General features: G+C 71.4%; 11 protein-coding genes. 1 reads left to right on the top strand and 10 read right to left on the bottom strand.

Annotated elements, in window-relative coordinates; translation table 11 throughout:
- Positions 1 to 108 precede the first annotated feature (108 nt).
- Positions 109 to 972, bottom strand: coding sequence for a zinc metalloprotease HtpX (htpX, locus tag ABDW21_RS05310; protein WP_343600514.1), 864 nt, complete (start codon positions 970 to 972; stop codon positions 109 to 111).
- Positions 973 to 1,037: 65 nt separating this feature from the next.
- Positions 1,038 to 2,054 carry a nonaprenyl/(2E,6E)-farnesyl/geranylgeranyl diphosphat synthase gene (grcC1, locus tag ABDW21_RS05305; protein ID WP_343600513.1) on the bottom strand — a complete coding sequence of 339 codons (1,017 nt, stop codon included), beginning with the start codon at positions 2,052 to 2,054 and terminating at the stop codon, positions 1,038 to 1,040.
- A gap of 15 nt (positions 2,055 to 2,069) precedes the next feature.
- Here grcC1 and menJ point away from each other — a divergent pair, with 15 nt between their 5' ends.
- The gene (gene menJ / locus ABDW21_RS05300) at positions 2,070 to 3,296 is read left to right on the top strand and encodes a menaquinone reductase (RefSeq protein ID WP_343710160.1); all 1,227 of its coding nucleotides are present in this window, start codon (positions 2,070 to 2,072) and stop codon (positions 3,294 to 3,296) included.
- Between the two features lie 61 nt (positions 3,297 to 3,357).
- Here the strand turns inward: menJ and ABDW21_RS05295 are convergent, their stop codons facing one another.
- From ABDW21_RS05295 to ABDW21_RS05260, 8 genes are all read right to left on the bottom strand, one after another.
- Entirely contained in the window at positions 3,358 to 4,056 is a 699-nt protein-coding gene (locus ABDW21_RS05295; RefSeq protein ID WP_343600511.1) for a demethylmenaquinone methyltransferase, read from the bottom strand.
- An 18-nt stretch (positions 4,057 to 4,074) separates the two neighbouring features.
- A complete protein-coding gene (locus tag ABDW21_RS05290) occupies positions 4,075 to 5,202 on the bottom strand; it encodes a glycosyltransferase family 1 protein (RefSeq protein WP_343600510.1) in 1,128 nt (375 codons plus the stop codon).
- Positions 5,203 to 5,278: 76 nt separating this feature from the next.
- Positions 5,279 to 5,806: a DUF3592 domain-containing protein gene (locus ABDW21_RS05285; protein WP_343710159.1), complete on the bottom strand. Its 528-nt coding sequence runs from the start codon at positions 5,804 to 5,806 to the stop codon at positions 5,279 to 5,281.
- Positions 5,803 to 7,464, bottom strand: a complete 1,662-nt coding sequence (gene menD / locus ABDW21_RS05280) for a 2-succinyl-5-enolpyruvyl-6-hydroxy-3-cyclohexene-1-carboxylic-acid synthase (protein WP_343710158.1) — start codon at positions 7,462 to 7,464, stop codon at positions 5,803 to 5,805. Before menD ends, ABDW21_RS05285 begins: the two co-directional genes overlap by 4 nt.
- A gap of 21 nt (positions 7,465 to 7,485) precedes the next feature.
- Positions 7,486 to 8,274 (bottom strand): alpha/beta hydrolase, encoded by a 789-nt coding sequence (locus ABDW21_RS05275; RefSeq protein ID WP_343710157.1) that lies wholly within the window; start codon positions 8,272 to 8,274, stop codon positions 7,486 to 7,488.
- Between the two features lie 160 nt (positions 8,275 to 8,434).
- On the bottom strand, positions 8,435 to 9,436 hold the full coding sequence (locus ABDW21_RS05270) for a helix-turn-helix domain-containing protein (protein ID WP_343710156.1): 1,002 nt from the start codon (positions 9,434 to 9,436) through the stop codon (positions 8,435 to 8,437).
- A 94-nt stretch (positions 9,437 to 9,530) separates the two neighbouring features.
- Complete coding sequence (locus ABDW21_RS05265; RefSeq protein WP_343600525.1) at positions 9,531 to 10,550, bottom strand: class I SAM-dependent methyltransferase; 1,020 nt, start codon at positions 10,548 to 10,550, stop codon at positions 9,531 to 9,533.
- Between the two features lie 62 nt (positions 10,551 to 10,612).
- Positions 10,613 to 11,152 carry a DoxX family protein gene (locus ABDW21_RS05260; protein ID WP_343600505.1) on the bottom strand — a complete coding sequence of 180 codons (540 nt, stop codon included), beginning with the start codon at positions 11,150 to 11,152 and terminating at the stop codon, positions 10,613 to 10,615.
- Between the last annotated feature and the right edge of the window lie 123 nt (positions 11,153 to 11,275).

Below are 11,275 nucleotides of genomic sequence, written 5' to 3'. Positions count from 1 at the left end.
GCGGCGATCGCCAGCGCGGCACAGCCGGGCGCAGCGGGTCGCCGCCATCGGCACCGCGGCGATCGCCAGCGCGGCACAGCCGGGCGCAGCGGGTCGCCGCCGAGGAACCTACCGGCCCGCCATCGCCTCCAGCCGGCGAATACGGTCGGAGATCGGCGGATGGGTGGAGAACAACGATCCGATCCGCTCGCCCGAGCGGAACGGGTTCGCGATCATCAGGTGCGCCTGGCTGGCCAGCTGCGGCTCGGGCGGCAGCGGCGCGGCCTGCACGCCGCTGGAAATCTTGCGCAGCGCCGACGCCAACGCCAGCGGGTCGCCGGTCAGCATCGCGCCGGACTCGTCGGCCTGATACTCCCGCGAGCGTGACACCGCCATCCGCACCACCGTCGCGGCGATCGGGCCTAACAGCGAAACCAGCAGCAGCGCAGCGGGATTCCCGCCCTGCCGGTTGCCCCCGCCCGCCATTCCGGCGAACACGGCAATATTGGCCAGCGCGGTGATCACCGAGGCGAGCGCACCGGCCACGCAAGAAATCAGAATGTCGCGGTTGTAGACGTGTGAGAGCTCATGGCCGAGCACGGCGCGCAGCTCGCGCTCGTCAAGGATCTGCAGGATCCCGGTGGTGCAGCACACCGCGGCGTTGCGCGGGTTGCGCCCGGTGGCGAACGCGTTCGGGGCGGCCGTGTCGCTGATGAACAGCCGCGGCATCGGCTGGTGCGCGCCGGTGGCCAGCTCCCGCACGATCCGGTACATCGCCGGCGCCTGCACTTCGGAGACCGGCAGAGAGTGCATAGCCCGCAACGCCAGCTTGTCGCTGTTGAAATACGTGTAGACGTTCATGCCGACGGCGAACAACACCGACATCCACAGCGCCGTCCTGCCGAACAAGCCGCCGACGAACACGATCAGCGCCGACATGGCGACCAACAGCGTGAACGTCTTGAGCGTGTTGTGATGCGGATGCCACGTCATCAGCTTCCTCCTAGAGACCCCGGCCACTGCCGATTAAACGCTCCTGCCGACCGGCCGGGTTCCCTTTAACCATGCCGGTTGATGGTGTAGTCGACCAGGGTGGCCAACGCCCGGCGGCCCGGGAGGTCGGGCAGCGCAGCCAGCTCGTCGCTCGCCTGCCCGGCATAGCGGGCCACGGTGTCCTTGGCTTTGGCCATCCCGGCCGACGACCGCAGCAGCGTCAGCGCCTCGGTCAGGGCGGCCTCGTCGTCGACCGGGCCGGCCAGCAGGACGCGCAGCCGATCGGCATCCGGCCCGGTTTCGCGCAGCGCGTAGAGCACCGGCAGGGTGTGCACACCCTCGCGCAGGTCGGTGCCGGGCAGCTTGCCGGACTCGTGAGGATCGCTGTCGATGTCGATGATGTCATCGGAGATCTGAAACGCCGTGCCGACGATGGCGCCCAGGCGGCTCAGCCGGCGCACCTGATCGTCGTCGGCGCCGGAAAACGTCGCGCCGAACTGGCCCGCCGCGCCGATCAGGCACGCCGTCTTCTCGTGCACCACCTTCAGATAGTGCTCGACCGGGTCGACGCCGTTGGCCGCTCCGCGGGTCTCCCGCATCTGCCCGGTCACCAGCTGCGCGAACGTCTCGGCGATGACCCGCACCGCGTCGGGACCCAGCAGCGACACCAGCCGCGAGGCCGTCGCGAACAGATAGTCACCGGCCAGGATCGCGACGTTGTTGCCCCACCGCGCGTTGGCGCTCTGCGCGCCGCGGCGAACCCGCGCCTCGTCCATCACGTCGTCGTGGTAGAGCGTCGCCAGGTGCACCAGCTCGATGACCGCGCCGGCGACGGTGACCTCGCGGGCGTCGGGCCGCGGGCCCAGCTGCGCCGCCAGCACCGTGAACAACGGCCGGAAACGTTTCCCGCCGGCCTCGAACAGGTGCAGCACCGCCTCGGTCATCAGGGCGTCGGCGCCGCGCAGCTCGGTCTGAATCAGCTGCTCGACGCGGTCGACGCCGTCGCGCACGCTGGCGGCGAACGCGGCGTCGCCGAAGTGGCTGAAATTTAGTCCTGCCACCACGGTCGTCGGAGTCCTCACCCGACCAACATACTGGTGAGCATGGGACTCAGCGCCGACGTGGTGGTCGTGGGCGCCGGGCCGGCCGGATCGGCGGCGGCGGCGTGGGCCGCCCGCGCGGGTCGCGACGTGCTGGTGATCGACGCGGCGAGCTTCCCCCGTGACAAGGCCTGCGGCGACGGGCTGACCCCGCGGGCGGTCGCCGAGCTGGAGGGGCTGGGGCTGGGTGAGTGGCTGGACACCCGGATCCGGCACCGGGGTTTGCGGATGAGCGGCTTCGGCGGCTCGGTGGAAGTGGACTGGCCCGGCCCGTCGTTCCCGTCCACCGGCAGCGCGGTGGCGCGCACCGAGCTCGACGACCGGGTGCGCAAAGTCGCCGAGGAAGCCGGTGCCCGAATGCTGCTCGGCGTGACAGCCGTTGTTGCCCATCATGATTCAAAGTCGATGGCGGAGTCGGTGGTGCTCGCCGACGGGACCGGGGTGCGCTGCCGGGAACTGATCGTCGCCGACGGTGCCCGCTCGCCGCTGGGCCGGGTGCTGGGCCGGCGGTGGCATCAGGACACCGTGTACGGCATCGCCGCCCGCGGGTACCTGGCCACGCCGCGCAGCAACGAGCCGTGGCTGACGTCGCACCTGGAGCTGCGCTCCCCCGACGGCGCGGTGCTGCCCGGCTACGGCTGGATCTTCCCGCTGGGAAACGGCGAGGTGAACATCGGGGTGGGCGCGCTGTCGACCGCCAAACGGCCCGCCGACCTGGCGCTTCGGCCGCTGATGGCGTTCTACAGCGACCTGCACCGCGACGAGTGGGGCTTTGCCGGCCACCCGCGGGCGGTGTCGTCGGCGCTGCTGCCGATGGGCGGCGCGGTGTCCGGGGTGGCCGGACCGAATTGGATGCTGATCGGCGACGCCGCGGCCTGCGTCAACCCGCTCAACGGCGAGGGCATCGACTACGGCCTGGAAACCGGGCGGCTGGCCGCCGAATTGCTGGGCTCCGGTGACCTGTCCCGGGCATGGCCGCACATACTGCAGTCGCGCTACGGGCGTGGGTTCTCGGTGGCGCGCCGGCTGGCGCTGCTGCTGACGTTTCCGCGGTTTCTGCCGTCGGCCGGGCCGCTTGCGATGCGCTCGACGAGGTTGATGGGCGTCGCCGTGCGGGTGATGGGCAACCTGGTCACCGACGACGACGCGGACGCGGTGGCGCGGGCGTGGCGTGGCGCCGGGGCGCTGTCCCGGCTGGCTGACCGGCGCAGGCCGTTCAGCTGAGCGACTCGTGCGTCGAGTGTTTGGGTTTTGGCCGCGAAATTGAAGGCAGAGCGGACAAAAGCTACGCAGCCGACGCGGGCTTATCGGCGGCGTGCAGCGCGACGATGCCGCCGGTCAGGTTGCGCCAGCGCACCGCCGACCATCCCGCGCCGGCGATCTGACCGGCCAGCTCCGCTTGGTCGGGCCAGGCCCGAATCGACTCGGCCAGGTAGACATAGGCCTCGGGATTGCTCGACACCGCGCGCGCCACCCGCGGCAACGCCCGCATCAGGTACTCCTTGTAGATCGTGGCGAACAGCGTGGAGGTGGGGGTGGCGAACTCGCACACCACCAACCGGCCGCCCGGCCTGGTGACCCGGGCCATCTCGCGCAGCGCCGCGGCCCGGTCGGCGACATTACGCAGCCCGAAGCTGATGGTGACCGCGTCGAACACGGCGTCGCCGAACGGAAGCCGCGTGGCGTCCCCGGCGACCTTGGGCACCGGCCGGGCGCCGCCGGCCGCGAGCATCCCGACCGAGAAGTCCGCCGCGACGCACCACGCGCCGGAGCGGGCCAGCTCCACGGTCGACACGGCGGTACCCGCCGCCAGATCCAGCACCTTCTCACCGGCGGCGATCCGCAGCGCCGCCCGGGTGGCGCGCCGCCAGTGCCGGTCACGGCCCAGCGACAGCACGGTGTTGGTCACGTCGTAGCGGCGGGCGACGCCGTCGAACATCGACGCGACATCCCGGGGGTTCTTGTCCAGCGCCGCGCGGCTCACCACGCCGACGCTACCGGGTTACGCGGCCGTGGCCCGCCGGCTACCCCGCACGGCTTCGTAGTGGCCGAGCAGCTCGTCGCAGATCGCCGGCCAGCTGCGGTGCAGCACGCTGCGCCGGGCGGCCGGCGCATAGCGGCGCCGCTCCTCGACCAGATGCGCGACGGCCGTCGACAGGCGCGCCTCGAACTCGTCGACCCCCAGCAACAGGCCGGTGCGGTACGGCGTCACCAGATCGCGCGGACCGCCGGCGTCGGGAGCGATCACCGGCAGCCCCGACGCCAGCGCTTCCTGCACCGTCTGGCAGAACGTCTCGTGCTCACCGGGGTGCACGAAGACATCCATGCTGGCGTACGCCGCCGCCAGGTCGCGGCCGTAGAGCGCCCCGGTGAACACCGCGGCCGGCATCGCGGCGTGCAGCCTGCGGCGCTCGATCCCGTCGCCGACGATCACCAGCTGGATCCGGTGGTCGCGCGCCAGCACCGCGAGTCGGCCGACGTGCTTCTCCGGAGCCAGCCTGCCGACGTAGCCCACGATCGGCCTGCCGTCCGGCGACCAGCGCCGCCGCAGCGCCGCGTCCCGCGCCGACGGCGCGAACCCCGCCACGTCGACCCCGCGCGCCCAGTGATACACCCGTGGGATTCGCTGCGCGGCAAGGACTTCCATCGCCCACGTCGACGGCGCCAGGGTGCGGTCGGCCAGCCGGTGCAGATGCCGCAGCCACGCCCACGCCGCCCGCGACGCCATCGGAATGCCGTAGCTGGCGGCGAAACCGGCGACGTCGGTCTGGAAGACCGCCACCGTCGGCACACCCAGGTGGCGCGCGACCCGCAGCCCGCCGTAGCCGAGCATCGCCGGGGACGCCAGATGCACCACGTCGGGCCCGAATCCACGCAGCACACCGGCCAGCCGCGGCAGCGGCACACCCAGCGGCAGCGACGTCACCTTCGGGAACATCCGCGACGGGACCCGGTGCACCCGGACGCCGTCGTGAGTCCGCGCGGCGCGAGGAGCTCCGGGCGGGGTGTCCGGCGCGATCACGAGCGCTTCGTGACCGGTGCGGCGCAGCTGCTCGAGCACCCGGATCACCGAGTTGCTGACCCCGTTGACCTCCGGGAGAAAGGACTCCGCGACGATCGCGACACGCACAAAAGTAGTGTCTCAGCGACGCCTGTCGATAAGGTTGCCGACGGGCATACGGGGTGCGAAATCCGACCGTCGACCGTCACGACCCGGTCTGGCTCGACACGCTGTTCACGTCGACGCGACGGTCCAGGCGCTTGTCCAGCAGCGCCAGACCCACCAGCGCCACCCCGCCGGCCAGCCAGCCGACCACCGCGATGGACCCAGCCGGGATGATCGCCAACCTGGCGTTGCGATGTTGCACCCGAACAAGATTCGGGTTCCTGGTGTCGTATTCGACGTAAATGCGCATGCCCGCCGCTAATTCGGAGGGGTAGAGCACCCCGAGCTCGGGACGGTAGGTGACCCGATCCGGCGTGACGAACTCGACGGTGGAGCGCCGCGGTCCGGCGCTGAGCACCTCGGCCTGCGCGACGCCCATGTCGTGCTGGATCGAGAGGTCGTTGCGCCAGGCACCGGCCACCAGCAGCACCGACTGCAGGGTGAGCAAGCCGACCGCGATCAGCACGCCGATCCGCGCCCACCGCAGCACGCGCCGCGCCAGGATGTCGGGTGCGTCGTCGCTGCGACCGTGAATGAGGATGCGCGCCAGAGCTTTCGGCGATATCACAGGGCGGCCTTGATGGCGGCGTGCAGCTGCCGCAGCGACGACCGGTCGGCTTTGACCTCCAGCACCCGCATCCCGTTGCCCGGTTCGGCCAGGGCGACGCCCAGCTCGTCGACCTCGATCTGGCGGCTCTCGACGTGATAGGCGCGGCACAGCGCGCCGACGTCGACGTCGTGCGGGGTGCCGAAGATACGCGATGACACGTCGGCGAACCGCGGGTCGCCCTGTTCGAGCAGCTCGAATATGCCGCCGCCGTTGTCGTTGGACACCACGATGGTCAGCTGCCGCGGTGTCGGCTCGGTGGGGCCGATCAGCAGGCCCGAGCTGTCGTGCACGAAGGTGAGGTCTCCGATCAGCGCGACGGTGCGGCCCCCGGTGCGGTCGTGCGCCAGCGCCGCGCCGATCGCTGTGGACACTGTCCCGTCGATGCCGGCCACGCCGCGGTTGGAGCGCACTGTGACGTCTTTGTGATGCTCCGCGGCCCCGAGCCCGACCAGCGCGGCGTCGCGCACCGGGTTGGAGGCGCCCAGCACCAGCTGGTCGCCGGGCCGCAGCGCGTCGGCGACGGCGGCGGCCACGTGCAGACCGGTGGTCAGCGGGTGGGCGTCGAGCTGCGAGCGGACCGCCGCCAGCGCGTGGGCGTTGAGCTCTCGGCACCGCCGCAGCCAGGCCGGGTTGGGCTGACCGGTGGTGATCGCCCGGGTGCCGTTGGCCCGCGAGTTGCCCGACACGTCAGGCCAGCGCGGGCCGGTGGTCAGCGCGTACACCGGGACTTTCGCGTCGGCCAGCAGCGCCGAGACCGGGCGGTGCAGGGTGGGGCGGCCCAGCATGATGACCTGCTGCGGGTGCAGCAGCGGCAGCGCCAGGGGGTGCAGCGGGTTGATCCCAGAAGACATCCCAGAAGACGGAGCCGGCGCTGTCGGCTCGGCAACGGTCGGCAGCGCCGCCAGGTTCGGGTGGCTGCCGGCGCCGTGACCGGCGACGACGACGGTGTCGCGGCTCAGGTCGATCTCCAGCGGCTGGTCGAAGGTGACCGGCGGGGTGTAGGTCCACGGTGTGCCGTCCGGGCGGCCCGCCGGGGTCGGGCCGGGTTCGGGGTCGGGCACCAGCGGTTCGCGCAGCGGGATGTCGAACTGCACCGGCCCGGCGTTGGCGGTGCGGGCGCCGGTGGCGGCCGTGAGCACCCGGCACGTGGCCGACCGCCAGGTCGCGTTGAGCGCATCCATCCGCTCGGGCGCGTCCTCGGCCAGCCCGAGGCTGATGGTGGCACGCACCTGGGTGCCGAAGTAGCCCAGCTGCTCCATCGTCTGGTTGGCGCCGGTGCCGAGCAGCTCGTAGGGCCGGTTGGCGCTCAGCACGATCAGCGGCACCCTCGCGTAGTTGGCCTCCACCACCGCCGGCCCCAGGTTGGCCACGGCGGTGCCCGACGTCATCGCGACACACACCGGCGCGCCGGCGGAGATGGCCAGCCCGATCGCCAGATAGCCGGCGGTGCGCTCGTCGATGCGGACGTGCAGCCGCAGCCGCCCGGCCCGGTCGGCGTCGTCCAGCGCGAACGCCAGCGGGGCGTTGCGTGACCCCGGACACAGCACCACGTCGCGCACCCCGCCGCGGATCAGCTCGTCCACGACGACGCGCGCCTGTGCCGTCGAAGGGTTCACAGCTACAGCGTATCGATGAGGTCAGCCCGCGGTGCCGGCGAAGAACTGCAGCGCGGCGGCGTTGACGACCTGCGGCCGCTCGACGAACCCGAGATGCCCCGCGTCGGGGATCTGCAGGAACCGGCCGTCGGGAATGGCGTCGGCGACCTCCCGGCCCAGGTGCGGCGGCGTCACCAGGTCATCGGCGAAGCCGATCACCAGCACCGGCGCGGTGATGCCGCGGTAGGCGAGCAACCGGTTGCCCGACGGGGAGACATCCAGCTGGCAGCGCAGTCCGGGGGTGGCCGGGGTGGGCCACACGGTGAACATGCCGATCCAGTCCTCGACGGCGGCGTCGTCGTTCAGCGTCCTCGGTGAGAAACTTTCCAGCAGGCGGATTTTCGCGTCATAGGCTGGCGGCAACCGGATGCCCGAGTCGGCCAGCTCGGCCTCGGTGGCACGGAAGAACTCGCGGGCGTGGTCCAGGCGGCCGCGGGTGGCCATCAGCACCGCCTGGCTGACCAGATCGGGGCGGGTCACCATGAGCTCCTGGGCGATCAACGCGCCCATCGACATCGCCACGATGCGCACCGGCGCGGCAGCCCGGTCCTCGATGAGCGCCGCGGTGTCGGCGACCATGGTCGCCGTCGTGAAGCCGTTCTCGTCCTGCGTCGCTCCGATGCCGCGGTTGTCGAACGTGATGGCGCGATAGCCCGCCGCCAGGAACGCCGGGACCTGGTGCAGGTGCCAGCCGCGTCCCGTGCCGCCGCGGCCGGCGATGAACAGCACGGGCTCACCGGTGCCGCGGTCGTCGTAAGCCAGAGTGGTCACCCAGGGGACGCTACAAGCCCCCGTGTGCGCCGGGAGCGGGCGGCACCGCGCTCGGCGCCGTCCAGGGCCCGGATAGGTCGCAGTGGCGCGCCGGCCGGCCGGCAGCCCGGCGCGGTGAAGCCGGGATAGAGCACGGTGGCGATCTGCATGGGTTCTTTTGTCACGCGAAGGTCTTGCGGTACTGGTCCGGGGAGATGCCGACGCGGCGAACGAAGTTGCGCCGCATGGTTTCCGAGCTTCCGAAGCCGCAGCGCGCGGCGATCGCGACGACGGTGTCGTCGGTTTCCTCGAGTTGGCGGCGCGCGGCGTCGATGCGGATGCGTTCGACGTAAGCCCCGGGCGGTTCGCCGACCTCGTCGGTGAACACCCGGGTGAAGTGCCGCGCGCTCATGCCGGCCCGGCGGGCCAGCTCGGTAACCCAGCTCGGTAACCCAGCTCGGTAACCCAGCTCGGTAACACTGTGGGTGCCGCCGGGTTCGGACTCGATGACGTCCTGCACGCCGCGGATCGGTTCGCGTCTGGCGCGAGGCATCCACACCGGGGCGGCGAACTGGGTCTGCCCGCCGGGGCGGCGCAGATACAGCACCAGCCAGCGGGCCACCGTCTGGGCGACGTCGGTGCCGTGGTCGTCCTCGACCAGCGACAGCGCGAGGTCGATGCCCGCGGTGACACCGGCCGCCGTCCACACGGTGGCCGAACTGCGCACGAAGATCGGCTCCGGGTCGACGGTGATCGACGGGAACTCGCGTGCCAGCCGGTCGGCGGACGCCCAGTGCGTGGTGGCCGTGCAGCCGTCGAGCAGGCCGGCCTGCGCGGCCAGGAAGGTGCCGGTGCAGACGCTGGCGACGCGGCGGGCGCTTTTCGCGACGGCCTGGATCCACGCGATGATCTGAGGGTCCTGGCGTGCCGCGTGCACGCCGCGCCCGCCGGGCAACACCACGGTGTCCACCGGCTGCCGGGGATCGGGCAGCGTGGTCGCGGCGAACGTCAGACCGGTTGCCGTGGTCGCCGGTTGCCCGTGGAGGGTTGCCAGCACCGGCTGGTATCCGTCGCGGCTCTTGGTGGCCAGGTAGGTGGACGCGGCCGCGAACACCTCGAACGGCCCGACCACATCCAGTCCCTGGACGCCGGGATAGCCCAGGAACAGCACCGATCGCGCCATTCGTTCAGTGTCGGCGATGCACCGGCGTGGCGTCTACGACACGTATCCCACAAATCAGGACACGGTCCTGAGGTTGTCTGCGGCCCCGGGCGATCTATGTGCGGGCGATGTAGTAGACGTTGAGCGGATCGTCCTCGATCTCCGCCGTCGCCACGTCGGCGAACCCGGCGTCGGCGAGCATCGCGGTGGCCAACTGCTGCCCCCACACCGTGCCCAGCCCGGCGCCGCCGTATGCCAGCGACACGGTCATGCAGTGCATCGTCGAAATCGTGTACATGAACGGGGCGAACGGAACGCCGATGTTGTCTTCCAGTCGGCTCGACGCCTTGATGTCGACCATCAGGAACACCCCGCCGGGCCGCAACGCCCGGTGGATGTTGGCCAGCACCTGCGCGGGATTGGCCTGGTCGTGGATCGCGTCGAACACCGTGATCACGTCGTAGGCGCCAGCGAGGTCGAGCTCGGCCAGGTCGCGGCGCTCGAAGGTGGCGTTCGGCAAACCCAGCCGCTTGGCCTCCGCGGTGGCGGCGGCGACACCCTCCTCGGAAAAGTCCACCCCGGTGAACCGGCTCGCCGGAAACGCCTGGGCCATCACATTGATGGCATGCCCGCTGCCGCAGGCGAAATCGGCCACGTCGGCGCCAGTGCGCAACCGCTGCGGCAGCCCCTCGACCAGCGGCAGGATCACGTCGACCAGGGCCGCGTCGAACACCGCGCCGCTTTCCTCGGCCATCATCGCGTGAAACCGCGGGTATTCGCTGTAGGGCAGCCCGCCGCCGTTCCGGAAACAACCGATGATCTTCTGTTCCACCTCGCCCATCATCGGGATCATGGTGGCCATCCGGGCCAGGTTTTTGCTGCCCGCGGCCCGGGTCAGCACGGCGGCGCGGTGGCGCGGCAGAAAGTACGTCGCCTCGGTGGCCTCGTAGTCGACGATGCCGCCGGCGGCGGCGCCGCCCAGCCATTCGCGCACATAGCGTTCGTGCAGGCCGGCGGCGTCGGCGATCTGGGCGCTGGTCGCCGGCGGGAGGCCGGCGAGGACGTCGAACAGGCCGGTCTGGTGGCCGATGCTGGCCAGCACCGCCAGGCAGGCGCCGTCGATCGCGCCGCCCATCCGTTCGACGAACTGGCCGGTGTTCTCCTCGGTGTGGGCCGCCGGGTTGTCCTTGGTTGTCGTCATGGCCGCGACGGTACGCTGTCGCGGTTCAACGGTCCGGAGAGCAGGGACCACCACGGGACGCGGGGCGCGATCGCGGCGTCCACGGCGAGATGGCTGCTGTGGCCGTGCTCGAGCATCACCAGCAGGGTGACGAACACCATCGCGTAGACGATGCCCGGCCCGATGTCGGTGGCCCCCGGACCGTACGGCGCGCCGAAACCGTCGGCCGTGCACCAGATCGCGAGGCTGTAGAGCGCGCCGCCGGCGAAGGCGAGGCGACGGGCGAGCCCGAGGACCAACACGATGGCGAGCAACGTCTCAGTCACCGCGCCGATGTAGGCGAACAGCGCCGGCGCGGGGCGCTCCAGCGCCAGGACGACATCGAACCACCAGTTAAGCCAGTGCGGCTCCGCGGCCGCGGTGCTGATCATGTTCGGCAGAAAGGTCGCGCGGAATCCGGGCTGCCACTTCAGCCAGGCGTCGACCGCCCAGATGATGCCGAACACGATCCGCACCCCGGCGACCGCCCAATCCCGCCACGTCAAGCGCTGGTTCATCCCTGCACTCTTCCTGTCTGCTGGGCCGGCCCTGTCTGCTGGTCCAGCCCTGTCTGCTGGGCCGGCCCTGTCTGCTGGGCCGGCCCTGTCTGCTGGGCCGGCCCTGTCTGCTGGGCCGGCCCT

This window comes from Mycobacterium sp., from assembly GCF_039583805.1.
Classification (GTDB): Bacteria; Actinomycetota; Actinomycetes; order Mycobacteriales; family Mycobacteriaceae; genus Mycobacterium.
The sequence above is the reverse complement of the archived record's forward strand: the minus strand, read 5'-3'. Positions and strand labels throughout refer to the sequence as shown.

Excerpts from the sequence above, each read along its gene's own strand:
- ABDW21_RS05260 (WP_343600505.1), bottom strand. The coding sequence starts at position 11,152 with ATGAACCAGCGCTTGACGTGGCGGGATTGGGCGGTCGCCGGGGTGCGG.
- htpX (WP_343600514.1), bottom strand. The coding sequence starts at position 972 with ATGACGTGGCATCCGCATCACAACACGCTCAAGACGTTCACGCTGTTG.
- ABDW21_RS05265 (WP_343600525.1), bottom strand. The coding sequence starts at position 10,550 with ATGGGCGGCGCGATCGACGGCGCCTGCCTGGCGGTGCTGGCCAGCATC.
- ABDW21_RS05270 (WP_343710156.1), bottom strand. The coding sequence starts at position 9,436 with ATGGCGCGATCGGTGCTGTTCCTGGGCTATCCCGGCGTCCAGGGACTG.